This window comes from Mycoplana sp. 10N416 (genome assembly GCF_056394765.1).
Genome location: NZ_JBFTIM010000007.1, coordinates 208,430 through 227,766 on the forward strand (window position 1 = coordinate 208,430; position 19,337 = coordinate 227,766).

General features: G+C 62.6%; 19 protein-coding genes and 1 pseudogene. 5 read left to right on the forward strand and 15 right to left on the reverse strand.

What is annotated here, in order from left to right; genetic code table 11:
• The first annotated feature begins 104 nt into the window (after positions 1-104).
• Positions 105-410: an ATP-dependent Clp protease adapter ClpS gene (gene clpS / locus AC1DDS_RS16205; protein WP_310419447.1), complete on the forward strand. Its 306-nt coding sequence runs from the start codon at positions 105-107 to the stop codon at positions 408-410.
• A 53-nt stretch (positions 411-463) separates the two neighbouring features.
• On the opposite strand, the gene pth is transcribed toward clpS, so the two are convergent.
• The 12 genes and pseudogenes from pth to lgt all read right to left on the reverse strand — a co-directional run bounded on the left by pth (position 464) and on the right by lgt (position 13,651).
• Positions 464-1,177 (reverse strand): aminoacyl-tRNA hydrolase, encoded by a 714-nt coding sequence (gene pth / locus AC1DDS_RS16210; protein WP_477479837.1) that lies wholly within the window; start codon positions 1,175-1,177, stop codon positions 464-466.
• 87 nt (positions 1,178-1,264) lie between these two features.
• Complete coding sequence (locus AC1DDS_RS16215; protein WP_477479838.1) at positions 1,265-2,011, reverse strand: substrate-binding periplasmic protein; 747 nt, start codon at positions 2,009-2,011, stop codon at positions 1,265-1,267.
• A gap of 29 nt (positions 2,012-2,040) precedes the next feature.
• On the reverse strand, positions 2,041-4,425 hold the full coding sequence (locus AC1DDS_RS16220) for a putative bifunctional diguanylate cyclase/phosphodiesterase (RefSeq protein ID WP_477479920.1): 2,385 nt from the start codon (positions 4,423-4,425) through the stop codon (positions 2,041-2,043).
• A 180-nt stretch (positions 4,426-4,605) separates the two neighbouring features.
• On the reverse strand, positions 4,606-5,220 hold the full coding sequence (locus AC1DDS_RS16225) for a 50S ribosomal protein L25/general stress protein Ctc (protein WP_477479839.1): 615 nt from the start codon (positions 5,218-5,220) through the stop codon (positions 4,606-4,608).
• A gap of 193 nt (positions 5,221-5,413) precedes the next feature.
• A complete protein-coding gene (locus tag AC1DDS_RS16230; RefSeq protein ID WP_310419465.1) occupies positions 5,414-6,607 on the reverse strand; it encodes a benzoate/H(+) symporter BenE family transporter in 1,194 nt (397 codons plus the stop codon).
• Positions 6,608-6,862: 255 nt separating this feature from the next.
• Positions 6,863-7,423 (reverse strand): annotated as a pseudogene (locus tag AC1DDS_RS16235) (Kazal-type serine protease inhibitor domain-containing protein); the annotation flags it as partial.
• A gap of 251 nt (positions 7,424-7,674) precedes the next feature.
• Positions 7,675-8,607, reverse strand: coding sequence for a ribose-phosphate pyrophosphokinase (locus tag AC1DDS_RS16240; RefSeq protein ID WP_310419468.1), 933 nt, complete (start codon positions 8,605-8,607; stop codon positions 7,675-7,677).
• A gap of 172 nt (positions 8,608-8,779) precedes the next feature.
• Positions 8,780-9,517, reverse strand: coding sequence for a hypothetical protein (locus AC1DDS_RS16245; protein WP_477479840.1), 738 nt, complete (start codon positions 9,515-9,517; stop codon positions 8,780-8,782).
• 115 nt (positions 9,518-9,632) lie between these two features.
• Positions 9,633-10,784 carry a M24 family metallopeptidase gene (locus AC1DDS_RS16250; RefSeq protein WP_310419473.1) on the reverse strand — a complete coding sequence of 384 codons (1,152 nt, stop codon included), beginning with the start codon at positions 10,782-10,784 and terminating at the stop codon, positions 9,633-9,635.
• Between the two features lie 9 nt (positions 10,785-10,793).
• Positions 10,794-11,585: a peptidoglycan editing factor PgeF gene (gene pgeF, locus AC1DDS_RS16255; protein ID WP_477479841.1), complete on the reverse strand. Its 792-nt coding sequence runs from the start codon at positions 11,583-11,585 to the stop codon at positions 10,794-10,796.
• Between the two features lie 121 nt (positions 11,586-11,706).
• A complete protein-coding gene (locus tag AC1DDS_RS16260; protein WP_477479842.1) occupies positions 11,707-12,807 on the reverse strand; it encodes a class I SAM-dependent methyltransferase in 1,101 nt (366 codons plus the stop codon).
• 1 nt (position 12,808) lies between these two features.
• Positions 12,809-13,651, reverse strand: a complete 843-nt coding sequence (lgt, locus tag AC1DDS_RS16265; RefSeq protein ID WP_477479843.1) for a prolipoprotein diacylglyceryl transferase — start codon at positions 13,649-13,651, stop codon at positions 12,809-12,811.
• Between the two features lie 203 nt (positions 13,652-13,854).
• Here lgt and AC1DDS_RS16270 point away from each other — a divergent pair, with 203 nt between their 5' ends.
• From AC1DDS_RS16270 to AC1DDS_RS16285, 4 genes are all read left to right on the forward strand, one after another.
• Complete coding sequence (locus AC1DDS_RS16270; RefSeq protein ID WP_310419484.1) at positions 13,855-14,115, forward strand: accessory factor UbiK family protein; 261 nt, start codon at positions 13,855-13,857, stop codon at positions 14,113-14,115.
• A gap of 389 nt (positions 14,116-14,504) precedes the next feature.
• A complete protein-coding gene (locus tag AC1DDS_RS16275; RefSeq protein ID WP_310419487.1) occupies positions 14,505-15,005 on the forward strand; it encodes a type III secretion system chaperone family protein in 501 nt (166 codons plus the stop codon).
• A 2-nt stretch (positions 15,006-15,007) separates the two neighbouring features.
• Complete coding sequence (proC, locus tag AC1DDS_RS16280) at positions 15,008-15,826, forward strand: pyrroline-5-carboxylate reductase (RefSeq protein WP_477479844.1); 819 nt, start codon at positions 15,008-15,010, stop codon at positions 15,824-15,826.
• A 137-nt stretch (positions 15,827-15,963) separates the two neighbouring features.
• The gene (locus tag AC1DDS_RS16285) at positions 15,964-16,305 is read left to right on the forward strand and encodes a tRNA-binding protein (protein ID WP_477479845.1); all 342 of its coding nucleotides are present in this window, start codon (positions 15,964-15,966) and stop codon (positions 16,303-16,305) included.
• Between the two features lie 110 nt (positions 16,306-16,415).
• Here the strand turns inward: AC1DDS_RS16285 and AC1DDS_RS16290 are convergent, their stop codons facing one another.
• The 3 genes from AC1DDS_RS16290 to AC1DDS_RS16300 form a co-directional block, all read right to left on the reverse strand.
• Positions 16,416-17,801, reverse strand: coding sequence for an ATP-binding protein (locus AC1DDS_RS16290; protein ID WP_477479846.1), 1,386 nt, complete (start codon positions 17,799-17,801; stop codon positions 16,416-16,418).
• Positions 17,802-17,867: 66 nt separating this feature from the next.
• Positions 17,868-18,569 carry a response regulator gene (locus AC1DDS_RS16295; protein ID WP_310419498.1) on the reverse strand — a complete coding sequence of 234 codons (702 nt, stop codon included), beginning with the start codon at positions 18,567-18,569 and terminating at the stop codon, positions 17,868-17,870.
• 26 nt (positions 18,570-18,595) lie between these two features.
• Positions 18,596-19,030 carry a MarR family winged helix-turn-helix transcriptional regulator gene (locus AC1DDS_RS16300; RefSeq protein ID WP_477479847.1) on the reverse strand — a complete coding sequence of 145 codons (435 nt, stop codon included), beginning with the start codon at positions 19,028-19,030 and terminating at the stop codon, positions 18,596-18,598.
• Positions 19,031-19,337 lie beyond the last annotated feature (307 nt).

Below are 19,337 nucleotides of genomic sequence, written 5' to 3' on the forward strand. Positions count from 1 at the left end.
ACCAAAGGAGACCGCCCGCGCACTTGCCGCTTCGGAGTTCGCGTAGCAAGATGGTTTTGCCAGGTCATGGAATGACGGCACGATCATCAGGAGAGGACCCTCCGATGAGCAACAAGGATACCGCAGTCAGCCCAAAAACGGCGACGAAGCTGCAGCGCCCGCGGCTCTACAAGGTCATTCTCATCAACGATGACTACACGCCGCGTGAGTTCGTCATCCTCGTCCTGCGCGCCGTCTTCCGCATGACGGAGGAGACCGGTTACCGTGTCATGATGACGGCCCACAAGATGGGCACCTGTGTCGTGGTGGTCTGCGCCCGCGATATCGCCGAAACCAAGGCCACGGAGGCGGTGGATCTGGCGAAGGAGGCGGGCTTTCCCCTGCTGTTCACGACTGAGCCGGAAGAGTAGAGGCAACCTAAGCGCCCGGTCAGACGCTATGTACTTCGCCTGTTTGGCGAGAATTAGTCTGCCTTGCCCAACAGTTTCTTCAGCATCGCCGCCATTGGCCCGCTCGCCGGCAGCGCCTTCGGCTGGGCATGGTTGCGGGCGGCGCGGATATGCGACTGGCCGCCCGGTTTCTTTTCCGCCTTCGGCTTGTCTTCCGCCGTGCCGCCGACGGCGAGCGCCAGCTTGTTCATCAGCTGCGAATCCTCGCCCCGCACCAGCATGTCGGCATTGAGCCCCAGTTCGTCGAGCAGCGGATCGAGCCAGGTATGGTCCGCCTTGGCGAAGTCGCCGAGAACGTGGTTGTGCACCAATTCCTTGACGCCCGGATGGCCGATGCCGAGCCGCAGGCGTCGGTAGTCCTTGCCGCAATGGGCATCGAGCGACTTCACCCCGTTGTGGCCGCCATGGCCGCCGCCCACCTTGATGCGCGCCTTGCCGGGGGCAAGGTCGAGTTCGTCGTAGATCGCGACGATGTCATTCGGCGCAAGCTTGTAGAAGCGCATCGCATCGCCGACGGATTCGCCGGAGAGGTTCATGAAGGTCTGCGGCTTGATGAGCAGCACCTTCTCCCCGCCGAGTTCGCCTTCGGAGATTTCCCCCTTGAACTTCTTCGACCAGGGCGAGAAGGGGTTCTTGCGGTGAATGGCGTCCACCGCCATGTAGCCGATGTTGTGGCGGTTGGCGGCATACTTCGGTCCGGGATTGCCGAGGCCTGCGATGATCAGCATGGGAAGCGCTCGCGTCGTGGCTTGTGTTCTTTAGTTTGTCCCACAGCCAATCGCGGGCGATGTCAACCCTTATTGCCGATCTGACGATCAGCGCGCAGCGGCGCGCGTATCCGGCGGCAGGCCGTAGGCTGCAAAAATTGCGTCCTGTTTGCCGCTGGTGATCAGTTCGTCGAGCGCCTTTTGCATGGCCGCGACGGTGTCCAGCGGCATGGCCCTGTGGCAGGCGATGCCGTAAATCTGTCCATCGAGCAGCATCGCCTTTTCGACTGGCTGTCCGTCCTCCAGCATCTTTTCATAGGTCTTGACGGAGGTTGGCATCAGATCGATGCGTCCACTCTTCAGCTTGCCGAGCGAGACCGATATGTCTGCGGCGAGATCAATATTCGAAAAGCCATGCTCTTGAAGTGCTTCAACGGCGAAATCGCCGCGTTGAGCACCCACCCGCAACGTGTGGATATCGCTCGGCGCCGTGATCGCGACATCGCTTCCCTTGCGTCTCACCATGACCATCTGATCCTTCAGCAGCGGCTCGACCCAGCGGAACCTCTTGTCGCGCGCCCGGTTGTGACCGGTGGTGAAGACGCAATGGTCCTGGCGGCGTTCCGCCAAGACAACCGCGCGCGCCCACGGCATGATTTCGATCCGGTAGGAGAGGCCGGCCGCCACGGCAATCTGATGAACCTGCTCGACGGCGACGCCCTTGATCGTTCCACTGTCGGAATAACTGAAAGGGGCATACTCCTCGGTGACGAACGTGATGTCGCCCGCCTTAACGGGCTGTGACAAGAGAGCGGCGAGGGCCAACGAGCCTGCAAGCTTTTTTATCGACATCATTCCCAATTCCCATTTCCGTTCGCAAATGATCAGCGGCCCGCGGATTGTTTCCCTCGTGTTCGCTCCGAGATGTTCTCCAGCGCCCGCATCAACTCGGCAAATGGCAGCGGCTCGCTGAAGAGATAGCCTTGACCAAGGTCGATCCCCATCTCTTCGAGCACCTGCCGTTCGTTCTCGGTTTCGATCCCTTCGGCAACGACGACGCAACCCATCTGATGCGAGATCATCCGGATGCCTTCGATCAGGGTTCGGCTCTTTGCGCTGATCTTCTGCTGGTCGCTACCGAGCGAGCGAATAAAGGATTGGTCGACCTTCACGATATCTACCGGGAAGCGGTTGAGGTAACTCATCGAGGAATAACCCGTACCGAAGTCATCCAGCGCAATCCTGCATCCCAATTCCGTTAGTGCGTCCAGGGTCTGGCGTATCACGGGATTGTCGAGCATCAGCACCGCTTCGGTGATCTCGATAACGATGCGCGATGGTGTCACGCCGCAACCCAGCAGGAGTGCGGCGAGCCGGTTCGGCAGGGTTGCGTCGAACTGCAGGGGAGAGAAGTTCACCGCCAGATAGCTGTTGGCCATTCCGTCAATAGCCGAAATGGCCGCCAGATCGCGGACCGCCTTTTCCAGTATGACGTCACCGATCTTTCCGATAGCCCCGTTTTCCTCTGCCACGCCGATGATCTCGTTGGGTGAGAGAATACCATCCTGCGGGTGGCAAAGGCGCATGAGTGCCTCAAATCCGGCGATACGGCCGTCACTCAGGCTGACAATCGGCTGGAGATAGGCATCGAACCTATTCTCGCGGAGGCCCTCTTCGATGCGTTGCTCGATTTCGAGGCGCCGGCGGGCGATGTCGACGATGTCGTCGTGGTACACTTGCGTTCCGTTCTTGCCGCCGCGCTTTCGTGCGTACATTGCCATGTCGGACTTTTGGAGCAGGTCCGCCGCTGTCGCAGCGTGATCCGGGTAGACTGCGATGCCGATGCTGGCGCTGACGTTCAGCCGACTGCCCTTTACGAAAATGGGCTCTTTCAATGCGGTACACAGCCGGCTGCCAACGTCCACGGCCAGTTGTGCCGCTTCCGGGGAGAGCAGAAGGACGGCGAATTCGTCGCCGCCCAGCCTTGCCACGACGTCGTTGAACCGCAACTGGTCGCGCAGCCGGTTTGCCACCTGGCACAGGACTTCGTCGCCGACGGCGTGACCCAGATTGTCGTTGATCCACTTGAACCGATCCAGATCGAGGAACAGGCAGGCAAGGTTCTGGTCTTCGGTCTCGGCCTTGTGGATCAGTTCGCCGAGCACGGACTCGAAGCCCTGGCGGTTGAGAAGGCCGGTGAGATGATCGGTGATCGCCTGGCGGAGGTTGCGGCTTTCCGCCTCCTTCAGATCGGTCACGTCCGTCATCACCGACAGGGTGGTTTCGGCGCCGGCGTCGACCATCGCCAGTCCCGTCTCGAGCACGAGCACGTCCATCACCGTTGCATCGGCACGATGGAAGCGCACCGTCACTTCGCAAATCCCCTTGCTGCTCGGTCCAGTCTGGTGCCGGTCGCGGTAGATCAGGTGATCGGCGGCATCCACGAACTTGGTGAAGCTATGGCCGATGACCGCATCGCGGCTGTAACCGGTGGCAACGAGCCAATAGTCGCTGACCGCCGTGATGGAATTGTCCCGGTCGGTGGAAAAGAGCATTGCCGGCGTCTTGTTGTAGATCTCGGTGGTGCGGGCGTGCGCCAGCTTCAGCTCGTTCTCTTCCTGCTCCAGCCTGCTCTGCATCTCGTTGAAGTTGTGGGCGAGATGGCCCATTTCGTCGTTCGACGTCCAGTCAACGTGATGGCGCGAGCCCAGCCTGCGTGTCGCTTCGATCGCGGCGGTCAGGCGCATCAGTGGCCGAATGATGGTGATGCGGTTGCCGATGATCGCTGCGGTGAAGAGCGTGCCGACGGCGAAGAGGAAGATCGAGAAAAGAGCCAGTTCGTCCGTGGAGAACCGCGAAAACGGTCCATCCCGCGCAATCGCGATCTCCGCCGTGCCCACCTTGCGAATGCCCTCATTCGTCCGATGAAGGATGTCCGCGGTCACGATGGACTGGATTGCGCCCCGTGCCGGCTCGACTTCGGGATCCCGGATGTTGATCAGCCCCGAAGTGTCGCGGATCTGCACGTAATTTATGTTGGCGCCGGTCCTCAGTGTATCCACGATCTGGGCAATGCTGTCGAGGTCGAAGTCCCAGATCGGCTTGCCTAGCGCCTGGGCGTTGGCCTGCATCAGCACCTCGGTGTGCTTCAGTCTTTCGCGCGCGACGCGGTCCGACGACAGGACGAGGAAAAAAAAGAAAAGCGGCGCCACGAACACGAGGAGCGCACCGATAACGATGGCGATGAACCGGCTCTCCACCGAGTGCATCCTCATCCCGTGGCCCCCACGGTTTTCTCCACAATTGCCGGCACGATGCGCCCTTCTCCCGATCGGTAGAACAGCTTTCCATTTATTCCTTAAATGTTGTTGAAGGGGGCTGTGCAAACACGAAAAATCCGCCTCCGTTTCCGAAGGCGGATTCCGAATGTAGCTGGCAATTTCCGCCGATTATTCGGCCGATGCTTCGCCTTCGGCCGCTTCCTCTTCCTTGGCAGCAGCCGTGCCGACGATGGTCGCGACGGTGAAGTCGCGGTCGGCGATGACCGGGCTCGTGCCCTTCGGCAGCTTGACATGCGAGATGTGGATGCTGTCGCCGATCTTCAGACCGTCGAGGTCGAAAGTGATGGCATCCGGAATGGCGTTGGCCGGGCAGTGGAGTTCGATTTCGTGGCGAACGATGTTCAGCATGCCGCCGATCTTGATGCCCGGGGACTTCTCTTCGTTGATGAAGTGGACCGGAACCTGGACGGTGACCTTGCTGTCGGCCGACACGCGCAGGAAGTCGACGTGCATCGTGAAGTCGCGGACCGGATCGAGCTGGTATTCCTTCGGCAGGACGGAGATCTTCTCGCCGTTGACGTCGATCGTCGCGATCGTCGTCATGAAGCCGCCGGCGTGGATGCGCTGGGTGACTTCCTTCGTCGACAGGGCGATCGAAAGCGGGGCCTTCTTGTCACCATAGATGACAGCCGGGATAAGACCGTTGCGGCGAAGTTCGCGGGAGGACCCCTTACCAACCCGTTCGCGCGTCTGGGCCTTGAGCTCGTAGGATGCGTTGCTCATAGCATTGACCTTTCAAGTGTTACTGGAGAGTCTCGCCGGTCGCAGCTTCCGCTCCGGCCGATAGAAACTTGAGGATCCTGATGGAAACCTCATCCGCGTTGCCTCCAAGGGTGTCTGCGCGGACGGGGTCGCTTAGCGGAGAATACCGGAAAATGCAAGGGTCTGCCCGGGGGTAGAGCGCCCCGCGGCAGCGTTACACCTTGCGTGCCCGGCGCGCGACGACGAGGCGGTTCAATCCGAGCATCAGGCCGCCGGCGACGAGGCCCCAGAAGGCGCCCGAAATCCCGCCGAAGCTGACGCCCGAGGCGGTCGTCAGGAAGGTGAGGGCGGCTGCTTCACGCGTCTCCGGCTCCTTGAAGGCGTTCATCGCCGAGCCGGCGAGGGCATTGATCAGGGCGAGACCGGCGACGGCCTGGATGAGGATCGGCGGGGCGAGGCTGACAAAGGCTGTCACGGCGCCAGCCAACAGGCCGAAAACAATATAGAACATGCCGGCATTGACCGCCGCCCAATAGCGGCGGCGCGGGTCGGGGTGGGCATCCTCACCCGCGCACATCGCCGCGGTGATCGCGGCGAGATTGACAGCATGGCCGCCGAAGGGGGCGCTCAGGATCGAAAAGAGGCCGGTGACGGCAAACAGCGGTCCGGGCGTCGGTTCGTAGTGGTTGACCTTCAGCACGGCGATGCCGGGGATGTTCTGTGAGGCCATGGTGACGATGAATAGCGGCAGCGCGATGCTGACGAGACCGGCCAGGTTGAAGTCCGGAGCGACGAATTCAGGGCTTGGCAAAAGGTTGCGGGCGATCTCATGCAAGGCGCCATCCGGAATGTCGACACCAAAGGCCAGCACCAGGACGAAAGCGACGAGCGCCGCCGGGACCGCATAGAGACGGTTGACCGCACCAACGACGACCCAGGCTGCAACGATCGGCAGGCCGAGGAGGGGATTGAACGCGACCGCCTTGACCGGGGCGAAGCAGAGGCCGAGCAGGACGCCCGCGAGCATCGCGTTGGCGAGCGTGGCAGGGATGGCCGCAACCATGCGGCCGAGTGGCTTCCACAGGCCCGCGACGACGATCAGTGCCGCACAAACGAGAAAACCGCCGACGGCGGCGGAAAAGCCGCCTTCGACCGCACCCGAGCTGGCGAGCAGCGCCGCCCCCGGCGTCGACCAGGCGATCGAGACGGGCAGCCGGGTCCATAGGCTGAGTACGATCGCGCACAGGCCCATGGAGATCGACAGCGCCATTAGGCCCGAGGCCGCCTGCGCCTCGCTTGCGCCGACGCCGGTGAGGCCATGCAGTACGACGGCAAAGGAACTGGCGAAGCCGACGAAAGCGGTCAGCAGGCCCATGAAGAGCGCTTGTGCGGAGAAATCGCGTAGCATGGCGTGAGGCGGGGCGTTGTGGACGGGAACCGTGGTCCTAGCACAACTTCGTGCGGAAGCGAAACTACCCCGCCCGCGCCGCCGCCTTCAAGCGGCCAACGGCACCCGTCAGCGGCGGCATTCGCCTTGGCGCACGACCCGAAAGTCCGCCGTCCGAGCCTCGCAAGCGTTCGCAAAGGTGCGTCGCGTGCCGCTCCGCTCTGCGCAGACGGGTGAAAATTCGCGCGTGCAGGCGCGGTCCCGCACCGGTTCTCGCCTGCATTCGCCGCGGCTGACAACTCGAAAACCGTCGTTCCTGGCCGTGCAGGCGTTGGCGAAGGTTTGCTGGCGCCCGCCGCGTTCGGCGCAGACCGGATCATATTCCATCGTGCAAGCGCGGTCTGGCGCCGGCTCCCGTCTGCACTCGCCGCGGCTGACGACGCGAAAACCGTCGCTTCTCGCCGTGCAGGCGTTGGCGAAGGTCTGTCGGCGTCCACCGCGCTCGGCGCAGACCGGATCATATTCCCGCGTGCAGGCGCGGTCCGGGGTCGGTTCCCGTTGGCATTGGCCACGATGGGCGATATCAAAGCCCCGGCTGCGCGCCTCGCAGGCGTTGGCAAAGGTCTGGAGACGTCCGCCGCGCTCACCACAGACAGGGGCGTACTCCATCGTGCAGACAGGTGGTCGCGACACCGGTCGCCCGCCGCCGACATAACCGGGGGAGGTTTCCACAGTACAGGCAGCGACCAGCGGCAGCAGGAGAAGCGCTGCACACGTGCGCGTCTTGCGCAGCAAGCCGGGCACCTTCGCGACGAACCTGGAAATTCGGTGTCCCATCAGCATAGCTCGTCCTCCTGCGTCATATTGTTCGGCGTCTGGTGCCGGTGGCGATTGACTGATCAACGCACCGCCGTGGTTGCACCTATAGCGATCCATCGGTCGGATCAATGGCAACAATTGGGGTAGGCCGATGGCGTGCGTTTTGCTTGCCTCGGTGCGGAAGGGGAGCGGGTGCATTTCGCCAATGCAAAACGGCAGCCCATTCGTTCTGGGCTGCCGTGGCACGATCGGTGCGGTATTAGCGTTGCTCAGTCGAAGAGGCTGGAAACGGATTCTTCGGCGGCCGTGCGGTTGATTGCTTCACCCAGCAGATTCGCCGTCGTCAGAACGCGGATGTTGTGCGCGGACTGAACGGCCGTCGTCGGCTGAATCGAGTCCGTGATCACCAGTTCCTTCAACTTCGACGAAGTGACGCGGGCGACGGCACCGCCGGAGAGAACGCCGTGGGTGATGTAGGCGGTGACGCTGATCGCCCCGTTCTTCAGAAGGGCTTCGGCCGCATTGCAGAGCGTACCGCCGGAATCGACGATGTCGTCGATCAGGATGCAGTCCTTGCCGGAGACATCACCAATGACGTTCATCACTTCGGACTCACCGGGGCGGTCGCGGCGCTTGTCGACGATCGCGAGCAGACAGTCGAGCCGCTTGGCAAGCGCGCGGGCGCGCACCACGCCGCCGACGTCGGGGGAAACGACCATCACGTTCTTCTGGTCGTAGTTCTCCTTCACGTCACGCGCCAGGATCGGCACGGCGTAGAGGTTGTCGGTCGGGATGTCGAAGAAGCCCTGGATCTGGCCGGCATGCAGGTCAAGCGTCAGAACGCGGTCGGCACCGGCTTCGGTGATCAGGTTGGCGACGAGCTTCGCCGAGATCGGCGTGCGCGGACCGGGCTTGCGGTCCTGACGGGCATAGCCGAAGTAGGGGATCACGGCCGTGATGCGCCGGGCGGACGAGCGCCGCATCGCATCGATCATGATCAGGAGTTCCATCAGGTGGTCGTTCGTCGGAAACGAGGTCGACTGGACGACGAATACGTCCTCGCCGCGCACGTTTTCCTGGATCTCGACGAAGATCTCCTGGTCGGCGAAGCGGCGCACGGTGGCGCGGCCCAGGGGAACATTGAGATAGTTGCAGATCGCTTCGGCCAGCAGCCGGTTCGAGTTGCCCGCGAAAACCTTCATCTATGGTCCGCCTGTGTGATGGCCTACGAGAATGCTGATGGGCTGCCTTTTAGCGTTCCCGAGCGTGAATGCAAGTCCCGTGCCGCACGGTTTTCCCAATCTTTCGCAGTCGCGATAGGCAAGATGGTTGGCGAGGGGCGGTTCGGGACCACCACTGGTTATGCTCGATGCCCTAACCACCCGCCTGTTTACGCCAGCTCATGTACTCCTCGATCGTTCGTTGAGCGATCGCTTCCATGGTGCCTGCCGGCACGGCACGCCACGGATCGGACGCGGTCGCATTCACACTGTCCTGGCCCTGGATGCGGTGGAGGCGGCCGCCCGAGCTGTCCAGTACGTCCCAGACGTAAACGACGGTCGTCTTGTTACCATCCTGCATGGCGGAGAAATAGCCCTTCAGGATGTACCGGCTGGTGTTGTCGGAGGAACTCTTGATCGTCAGGCCGTTGGCGCGGGCCTGCGCCCCGAGTTGCCTGGACAGCGGGGTCACAGACTCAACCGGTGCGCCGATGATCGGCAAAAATCGGACGCTCTCGCCATCGGTGGCGGGCGTCAGGGCGGCGGTCTGTGCCTGCGGCGCCGGCGACGATGTGTGGTCGGCCTGAGACCCGCCCACGACCATCCCGCCTTCGCCGCTCGCGACGGGATTGGTCTGGTTATGGGTCAGCGCGTCGGCCTGCGCTTCCAGCGTGCCGGCCGATGCCGGATGACCGGCCATCGCATTCGCCTGCGCGCTGCCCACGGGCTGATTATAAGCGCTCACCTGGTCGAGATCGCGTTGAGTGACGGGCGAGGACTGGGGGGAACCGCTGCCGACATCGACCTGTGGGGTCAGCGCATCCGTGCTGTTGCAGCCCGCGAGCGCCAGGAGTAGGCCGGCAAGAGCCAGCCATGGCTTCAGATGATACATCCGTTTCCGTCCGCTGTGCCGGAGGTTGCGTTGTTCCTTCATACCCGAGCAAATTTATGCTTTGCCGTAATGCGGCGTGTCAATCGCAGGATCTTGGAGGCGCGCAATCACCTGTTTAAACGTTGATGAAATCGAGGCCGTAGCGCGACAAGGCCTTCGGTTCGTCGGTGGTGGTCAAATAGGTCTGCCCCAGTGTCATTGCGGTGCCGCTGTCGGAGTCCATGATGATCATGTGCACGAACAGCGACATGTCGGGTAGGATTTCCTGTGGATTGCCGACGTGGAACATCTGGTGTTCCATCCATGAGGGCGAGAAACGGGCGCCGAGCGAGTAGCCGCAGGCATTCAGGCGATGGCGGGCGAGACCGCGCTCGTCCATGATCCTGGCATGCGTGTCGAACACCGTGCCGAAGGTGTTTCCGGGACGCAGGACCGTTTCGATGGCCTGTATCGTGTCGCGGCAGGCACCGTAGAGCTCGCGGTGGCGATTGGTCGGTTCGCCGATGATGACGGTGCGCATCATCGCGGCGTGGTAATGTGCGCTGACGCCCGCCCATTCGAGGGTGAGTTGGTCGTTTGCGTCGAGCTTTCTCCGGCCGGACTTGTAGCGGCACAGCAGTGCGTCGATTCCCGAGCCGATGATGAACTCGTTTGCCGGATAGTCGCCGCCGCCGGCGAGCACCGCGCCCTGCATCGCCGCGAGAATCGCCGCTTCGTCGGCGCCGGGGCCGATCAGCGGCAGCGCGGCGTCCAACGCGTCGTCAGCAAGTGAAGCGGCCTTCTCGACATGGGCCAGTTCCGCCGGGCTCTTGACCAGCCGCAGGCGACTGACCAGCCGCGAGGCGTCGACCAGTTCGCCGAAGCTCTGCAATTGGTTGTCCAGGAGTCGGGCATTCCTGCCGGTCAATCCATGCGTGTCGTACTCGACGCCGATCCGGCATCCCAGCAAGTCCAAGTCGGACAGCAGGTTTTTCAAATCCATTGCCGGGTCGGCATTCGCGCGGTCGACCCAGATCTCGATCTTGGCGATGTTGGACGTCTGGCGGGCCTGCCGCAGGTCTGCGGAGCGGGTCAGTAGCACCATATCACCGTCGGCCTTCACGATCAGCGTCTGGAAGAAGCAGTAGCCAAAGGTGTCGTAACCCGTCAGCCAATACATGCTTTCCTGGGCGAAGAGCAGCATGGCGTCGAGCTTTTCGTCGCGCATCCTGGCGGTCAGACGTTGCAGCCTGTTGGCATATTCCTCGCTGTCGAATTGCAGTGCCATGCTTTGCTCCTAGTCCTGTTCTCGATCCGATCGTAACATGATCGCCGAGATCTGCCGCCCGTAGTCCGGTTCCTTGCGATGCACTGTTCGCCGATAGGAAAAATAGTCCGCTTCGGCCGGGTAGGTGCAAATGTCGAGATTCTCGGCCTCGATGCCGGCCTCGGCAAGCCTTTTCAGCGTCAGGCCTGGCAGGTCGAACATGGCGTGACCCTGCCGCTGGGACGGGGAAAAGAAATCCGCATAGGTGGGGTTTGTTCCAAGGAAACGCTCGACGAATTCGGGACCGACTTCGTAATGGCGACGGCTGATCGATGGCCCCAGGCCGGCGACGATGTGCCTGCGGGACGCGCCCAGCGTCTCCATTGCGGCGACCGTGTTTTCCAGAACGCCGGTGAGGGCGCCTTTCCAGCCGGCGTGGGCCGCGCCGATGACGCCGGCTGTCGGGTCGGCGAAAAGCACCGGCCCGCAGTCGGCGGTCAAAACGCCGAGGACCAGGCCGGGTGTCGCCGTGACGAGCGCGTCGGCGGTGGGCCGCTCGCCGGCATAGCTGCCATCGACGGTGAAGACGTCCGGCGAATGGACCTGGTGGACGGTCGCCAGTCGGTCAGGGGATGCTCCGAACCATTGACCGACACGGGTGCGATTTTCGATCACGCGTTCCCGGTCGTCATTGGAGCCGAGGCCGACATTGAGGCCCGCATAGATGCCCTCGGAGACGCCGCCATGGCGTGTGAAAAAGCCGTGCAGAACGGAACTGCCGGTGGAGCGGGCGATCAACGGGCTCTGGACGGGGGAAAGCACAGGGCATTATCCTTCATCGCTTCGAAGCACCCTGGAATAGGCTGCCGGCGCTTCGGTGGGCTGCGGACAATGCGGTGTCCGATTCGGATCGCGGCGATGTTGACCGCCGCGATTGGGGCTGTCAATCCGCCCGGCGGAACGGGGCGAGCGGCTCGTCGGCGCTGGTGACGGCAAGAACCTTGAACAGGTCGCCCATGTTTCCGGCGCCCGAACCTGCCAGCCGCTCGACGTCGGCGATGATCTGGCTTTGCAGGCTTTCGTCCCGTCCCCGACCGAGCGCCGAGGCCCGTTCGGCCAGACCCAGCCCCATCAGGAAATCGCCCTGGGGTTGAGGGCCGTGAATGTGCAGGCCCGCATCGCGAGCCACCGTGGCGAGCCGTTCGAAGTCCACATGGCTGGTCAGGTCCGCCTCGCCTGGATGGGCGAGGGGAGGGTCAAAGGCGTGGCGTAGAACCGCCTGCAGCGTGTCACCGAAGCCGCTGGCGACGTGCCCGTAATCGATGACCAGCGCCGTGCCGCCGTGATCGCGCAGCCGCTCGCTGATGGCCGTCATCACCGCCTCGCGGGCTGGCGCAAACTCGAAGATTGCTCCGACGGGCTGGCTCTTGTAGCCCTCCGGCAGCAGTGCCGGATCGATGCCGGCGATGCCTGCGGCAAAGGCAAGCTCGCCATCGGCGTCGAGGCCGACCATGCGTTCGCGAAATCCATTTTGCGTCCGGACGAACTGGCGGATCGGGATGGCGTCGAACAGTTCGTTTGCCGCAAGAAGCAGCGGCCCGACGGGCAGTTGGTCGAAGCTGTCGTGCCAACTGATCCGTTCGCCATGTGTGCCCAGCGTCTGTCTCTGCACGGCGCGCAACCGCTCGCTCGTTTCGATCAGGTGGAAGCTGGCGCTGTCGTAGAGGGCGGGGGCGAGCCTGGCAATGACGCGCAGCATGTCGGCCATCATCGTGCCGCGGCCGGGGCCGATTTCGGCGAAGCGCACGCCATTCGGCATGCCGTGCTTCTGCCAGGCGTGCACCATGAAGACGCCGAGCATTTCGCCGAAAAGCTGGCTGACCTCGGGCGCTGTGACAAAATCGCCCTCGCGTCCGAAGGGCTCGCGCGTCCGGTAGTAGCCATGCTCGGGATCGGCGAGGCAGAGCGAGAAATAGTCGGTGACGCTGATCGGCCCGTTGGTGTGGATCAGCGCCTTGATCTTACGGGCAAGCGGTGTCGACATGTCAGCCCTCGTGGACGGCTACCTGCCGGGCGCGCAGCATAGCCCAAAGGCCGAGCGCAAGCATCGGCAGCGACAGCAGCATGCCCATCGTCAGCCAGCCGCCGAAGAGATAGCCGATCTGGGCGTCGGGCTCGCGGAAGAATTCCACGAAGATGCGGCAGAGCGCGTAACCAGCGACGAACAGGCCGGTGACAAAGCCGGGCCGCTTCAGTGCCTTGAATCCGTAGACAGCGACGGCGAGCACGGACAGGAGGACGAGCCCTTCAAGACCGGCCTCGTAAAGCTGGCTCGGATGGCGTGCGAAGGGGCCGGCGTTCGGGAAGACGAAGGCCCATGGGGCGCCGGACAGCTTGCCCCAGAGTTCGCCGTTGACGAAGTTGGCGATGCGGCCAAAGAAAAGCCCTATGGGGGCGACGGCAGCAACGACGTCGAACAGGCTCCAGATTGCTATCTTGTGCTTGCGTGCAAACAGGATGATGGCTATGGCCGTTCCGGTGAGGCCGCCGTGGAACGACATGCCGCCGTTCCAGATCTCGATTGCGCGCAGCGGATTGTCCACGATCGCTGCAAAATCGTAGAAGAGAATATAGCCGATGCGACCCCCCAGCACGATGCCGAGCGCTGCCCAGACGAGGAAGTCGTCAAGTTGGGCAACCGTCATCGGCGAGTCCTTCGCCCAGAGATCGGCGCGCGTGACCAGCCTGCGAGCGTAGAACCATCCGAGCAGGATGCCCGTCACATAGGCGAGGCCGTACCAATGGACGGCAAGGGGACCGACCGAAAATGCGACGGGGTCGATATTCGGGAAGGCCATCACGGCGAAGAGTTCGGCAGCTGGGATCAAGGGTTCGGGTCCGGTTGGCTTGGCCGGAAGATGGCGTCCGGCCATGGGATGGTCAAGCGGTTTTGCGGTTTCGCCAGTCCTGCCGGCGGTTTGGATGGGGGCGGATGCGATTCCGCTTGCATCGCAAGGATTGACCCCCTACCTCAGAAACAGGACGCGGCATGGGCCGCCAGCATAGATCTGAAGCCGAGGAGGGCCGGACCATGGCAACCGGAACCAGTCGAATTCTCGACGATTTCGCCAAATTGATGACCGACGCCGCCGGTGCGGCGCAGGGTGTGCGCAAGGAGATGGAGACGGTCTTCCATGCCCAGGCCGAGCGTTTCCTGAACGGGATGGATCTCGTCAAGCGGGATGAGTTCGAGGCTGTCCGGGAAATGGCCGTGAAGGCGCGCGACGAGAATGAAGCACTCCTCAAGCGCATCGAGGCGCTGGAGGAAAAACTGGCTTCGGCCAAGAAATAACCCGCTTCCGACCCCTTCGCTTCCGTTACGTGAGGCCGGCGCGATCTGCTTCGCGCCGGCCTCTTTTTTTGGCGTTTTTTCGCCCCTGTGGACATCGTTAAAAAAGCCTTATCGCAGAGTCGGTTAAGGTGTCGGGCTGAATCATTTTGACAACGTCTGTCCACAACGTGAGCGACAAAATAGCCGCGTGGGGGCTGGTGTCGGGACTCTACCATTATAGACTGATTTTAAATGATGATTCGAGACGGCGACGCCAGCTTGGGGCAGGGTTAGTAAGTCAGGTTACTGGCGTAGTCGCGCAATCATTCAGTGTTGTTTCCGGGTAGGTTGCTGCGTTCGTGTCGTGCGTGATCGCGACGACGCGCGTCTCCCGGTCTAGAGGGTGCCGCATGAGCCTGATGGAATTGGAAATCGCACGCCAGTCGAACCCGGTCGACATGATCGAGTTCGTCGCGGCGAACAACGACTGGTCGTTCGAGCGCTCCGGCGAAGACGAAATCGCCATGACGGTCGAGGGCAGGTGGGCTGACTATCATGTTTCCTTCTCCTGGATGGAGGAGTTCGAAGCGCTGCATCTCGCCTGCGCCTTCGACATCAAGGTGCCCGAAAGCCGTGTCAATGAAGTCATCCGGTTGCTGTCGCACGTCAACGGTCAGGTCCTCATGGGGCACTTCGACCTCTGGCGGCACGAGGACGTGGTGATTTTCCGCCAGTCGCTGCTGCTCGCCGGCGGCGCCGAGCCGACGAACCGGCAGGTCGAAGTCCTGCTCTCGAGCGCGCTTGATACCTGCGAGGCCTATTTTCAGGCTTTCCAGTTCGTCGTCTGGTCGGGTATGGAGGCGCAGGCCGCGGTCGAAGCGGTGATGTTCGAGACGGTTGGAGAAGCGTAGCCATGAGCGTTGAATCTGTGGGGCCTATCGTACTGGTCGGAGCCGGCAACATGGGGGGCGCAATGCTCGCCGGCTGGCTGAAGAGCGGCATCCCAGGCTCCTCGGTTCTTGTTCTCGATCCCGGCCCATCGCCGGCCATGCTGAAGCTGATTGCCGACAATGGCGCGCGCCACGAGACGGCAGCCCCCGCGGATGTCACGGCGGGTATTCTGTTCATCGCGGTCAAGCCGCAGCTCATGGATATCGTTCTGCCTCCTTTGAAGAGCCTGGTCGGTCCCGAGACCGTCATCGTCTCGGTCGCGGCCGGCAAGACGCTGGCCAATATCGAAGCGCATCTGGGGCAAGCCTCGATGGTGCGCGCGATGCCGAACACACCGGCGATGGTCGGCCGCGGCGTCACCGGCGCCTTTGCCAATGACGGCGTCAGCGCCGCCAAGCGCGACCAGGTGCATGCGCTTTTGAAGGTCAGCGGCCCGGTCGAGTGGGTGTCGAGCGAAGCCGACATCGATGCCGTCACCGCTGTCTCCGGCAGCGGTCCGGCCTATGTCTTCTATCTCGTGGAGTGCATGGCAGAGGCAGGCCGCAAGCTCGGCCTGCCGGCGGACCTCGCCATGCGTCTTGCGCGGGAAACCGTCTCGGGGGCTGGTGAACTGCTTCACCAGTCCCCCGACGACGCCGCGAAGCTTCGCCAGAACGTCACGTCGCCGGGCGGAACCACGGCGGCTGCGCTGTCGGTCCTGATGGCCGACGACGGTATTCAGCCGATCTTCGACCGCGCCATTGCCGCCGCCCGCAAGCGGGCCGAGGAACTTGCCGGCTGAAGACGCGCTTGCGCATTTCCGAAACAGCAAAGGCAGCGCGGCGGTTGCGTCTTCGGACGGTGACTGCCTCGTTTTACTAAGCTGCGCGCCGGCCGGCGCGGCAGCTGACCTGCCGTTAGAATTCCTGGGAGTCCTAGATGTCCGAAACCATTTCCTATGCCGATTTTGAACAGGTCGATATCCGCGTCGGCACGATCGTCGAGGCGGCCGAGTTTCCGGAAGCGCGCAAGCCAGCCTACAAGCTCCTGATCGACTTTGGCCCGGAGATCGGCGTGAAGAAATCTTCCGCGCAGATTACTGTCCACTATGCGCCCGAACAACTGGTCGGCCGCCAGGTGCTGGCCGTCGTCAACTTCCCGCCGCGGCAGATCGGCCCGGTTCGCTCCGAGGTGCTGACGCTCGGCTTTGCCGACGAGGCCGGCGCCGTCGTGCTGGCTGCGCCGGAACGCCCGGTTCCGAACGGGGCAAGGCTGCATTGAGTTTCGTTGTGCGATCGCTGCGTCCGGTCCACGACAACGGCATCACCACGACGCGGCCGGCGATCACTCTCCAAACGCGCGCGGCGATCTGATCAGCCCATAGTCGCAGCTCAGACGGGGATCCGCACCGTCGCCCTCAAGCCGCCAAAGGGACTGTCCGACAGGGTCACGTTGCCGCCGTGGCTGCGGGCGATGTCGCGCGCGATGGCGAGGCCGAGGCCGGTGCCGGAGGAATCGAGATTGCGCGCCTCATCGAGGCGGAAGAAGGGCTTGAACACGTCATCGCGCGAACGTTCCGGGATGCCCGGCCCATCGTCGTCCACCACGATCGTCAGCCATTTGGCGTTGTGGCGGGCATGGAGATGGACCTTGTTGGCATAGCGCAGCGCGTTCGAAACGATGTTGCCCAGCAGACGCGAGAACGCGTGCGGCCGCACCATGACCTCGTCCGCGCCGTCGATTTCACTCGTCAGCTGCTTGTCATGAAGCTCCGCCTCCAACCCGAACTTGTCGAACAGATCGCTGAGGTTCAACTGTCCCACATCCTCCTCGGCCTCACCACGGGCGAAGGAGAGATAGCCTTCAAGCATGCACTGCATGTCCTCGACGTCCTTGTTCAGGCCGTCCAGATCGGAATTCTTGCCGGCCAGCGCGAGTTGCAGCTTGAAACGGGTGAGGATGGTGCGCAGGTCATGGCTGACTCCCGTCAGCATTGCGGTGCGTTGCTCCATCTGGCGCTCGATGCGTTCGCGCATCAGCATGAAGGCAAGGCCGGCGCGCCGGACCTCGTCGGCCCCGCGCGGGGCAAAATCCTCGGGCATCTTCTGTCCTTTGCCGAAGCTCTCGGCAGCCGATGCCAGCGTCAGAATCGGACGGATCTGCCCGCGCAGGAAGAGGACCGAGATCGTGAGCAGCACCAGCGAGGTGCCCACCATCCAGACCAGGAAGATATGGGTGTTCGACGCATAGGTGTGACTGCGTCGGGCATAGACGCGTAGCGTCCGGTCATTGTCCACCAGGATGCGGATCTCGACGAGATTGCTGTCGCCGAGCGTGTCGATCCAGAACGGCCGCTTGATCTGCTTTGTGATCTGCTCGCTGAGAATCTGGTCGAGGATATTGAAGAACGGCTTCGGCCGCGGCGGGGGCAGATCGTCACCCTTCTCGATGGCGATGTTGAGGTCCATCCGCTCTCGAGCGATCCGGACGATTTCTGCATCATCGCTGTCGTTCGGGAACGTGTCGATCAGGTCAATGATGGCGGCGATATCGCGGGTGACCGCCATCGACAGGCGTTGCGTGACGAGCTGCCAGTGCCGCTCCATGAAGACGAAAGCGACAACCGACTGCAGCAGCACCATCGGAATGATGATGATCAGCAGCGAGCGTGTGTACAGTCCCGTCGGCAATTGCCGGCGCAGCCATTTGGCGAACCGCCGCCAGCCAGCCAATGGTGCTCGTTCGAGATCACGCTTGAGGGTTTCGAGTGTCGTCATTTCTGCATCGCGCTTGCTCAGCTTTCGTCATGTCCAAAAACACCGCGCGTCTCTGGACACCATATCTTAGTCGGTGCTTAGCCGGTATCCGATGCCGCGCACCGTCTGCAGCCAGATGGGATTGGTCGGGTCATCCTCGATCTTGCGCCGCAGGCGGTTGATCTGGACATCGATCGTCCGCTCGCCCACGTCCGTCTCCTCGCCGATCAGTTCGTGGCGTGGGATTGTCTCGCCCGCGCGCAGCGAAAAGAGCAGCATGATTTCCTGTTCGCGATCGGTCAGCCGGATCGGATCGCCACCGCGCTTGAGTTCCTTGCGAACGATAGAGAAGGTGTATGGCCCGAACATGACTTGCTCGATCTTCGGCGTTGTCGGTTGAGCGTTGCGCTTGAGGATGTTGTTGATGCGCAGCACCAGTTCGCGGGGCTCGAACGGTTTTGCGAGGTAATCGTCGGCGCCGGCCTCCAGCCCTTCGATGCGGGCGGTGGTCTCGGTCAGCGCCGTCAGCATGATGATCGGCACGGTGCGGATCGAGCGCAGGCTTTGGGTCAGTTGCAGTCCGCTTTCGCCGGGCATCATCAGGTCCATGATGATCAGGTCGAAATCGAGCCCCTGCAGCTTGCGGCGCGCCTCGTCGGCGTCGCTGGCCACCGTTACGCGGAAGCCTTCGCCGGTCAGGTAACGGCTCAAGAGCTCGCGGATGCGTTTGTCGTCATCCACGATCAAAAGGTGTGCGGCGTCGTCAGAGAGTCTTTCAACTGTCGTCATCGCGATCCAGTCCTGCTTGTTCCGTTTCAATCTCTGTGCGCGTTCTGCATTCCGGCAAGAAAACGCATCACGGCATTGCGGTCGTCAGCGGTCATCCCCTCGAAGGCGCGTGCAATCCTTTGCTGCTGTGGCTCGGCGAGCGCCAGCGCCAGCTCGCGGCCGCTGCGGGTCGGGTAGAGCCGGCGCTGACGGCGATCCTCGGGGCCTGCCACCTGGCAAATATAGCCCGAGTCGATCAGCTGTTTCAAAACCCGAGCCAGACTTTGCTTGGTAATCTTCAGTGTATCCAGCAGATCGGCCACCGTCATGCCCGGCTCGCGGTTGACGAAGTGCACGACCCGGTGGTGCGCTCGGCCGAAGCCGCTCTTCTCCAGGATCGCATCGGGATCGGAGATGAAGTCGCGATAGGCAAAGAAGAAGCCCTCGATGACCGCGAAGTCGATCCCACCCTCGTCGGTCAACGGCTGGTCATGGAACTCGATCGTGTTCTTCCGTTCGGGCGTTTGTCGTCCCACGCGGTCATTTCCTTTCCTGGCGCGGGCGCTTCGCGCAACATCGGTAAAAATAAGTCAGTGTTGTTGACATATTTTTACGCCCTTGTTACCCGTGTGTCCACACCTTGTCGCCGCGAGTGGAGGCTGTGCGGCGGTATACGTAGCCTGTTCCTTCGCAACCGGCGCAAGGCAGTCTCACGTCTGTTTCTGGTTAGACCGTATCGGGCGCAACAAGCAACATCAAGAACGGCGCTGCGCGCAGGAGGAAAACACC